Annotated in this window: 1 protein-coding gene; it reads left to right on the forward strand. The window is 60.6% G+C overall.

From position 1 onward, the window contains the following. On the forward strand, window positions 1–302 hold a 302-nt coding region (locus tag AACY49_RS31160; RefSeq protein WP_339528184.1), incomplete at its 5' end, for a bile acid:sodium symporter. Window positions 303–439: the final 137 nt, after the last annotated feature.

The raw sequence follows: 439 nt of genomic DNA on the forward strand, positions 1-439 counted from the left end.
TCCTGGCGATCATCATCGCCGTGACCACCCTGCTCAGCCGCCATCTGGGATTTTCAACCGAGGACGAGATCGCAATCGTATTTTGCGGATCGAAGAAGAGCATGGCGGGCGGCATTCCGATGGCGACGATCCTGTTCGCCGGGCATGCGGTCAGCTTGATCGTGTTGCCGCTGATGCTGTTCCACCAGGCGCAATTGTTCGTCTGCGCGACGCTGGCGCGTCGTTATGCCAAGCGGCCGATCGAAGACGCGCCGCCGGCCGCCGCGCAGCCGAGCCCGGTTCGCATCTTGACCAGTGCATGATGCCACCGCGCCCGCGTTTATATTAGCCGCCCGATCACTCTACGCGGATTAATCCATTTCTCCGATCAAGCGCGCCATGCCATCCTCTGCGAAAGCCAACCAGAAGCCGCATTGGAGACTGCCATGAATGCCGAAAC

This window comes from Pseudomonas sp. EL_65y_Pfl2_R96, assembly GCF_963970905.1.
Classification (GTDB): domain Bacteria; phylum Pseudomonadota; class Gammaproteobacteria; order Pseudomonadales; family Pseudomonadaceae; genus Aquipseudomonas.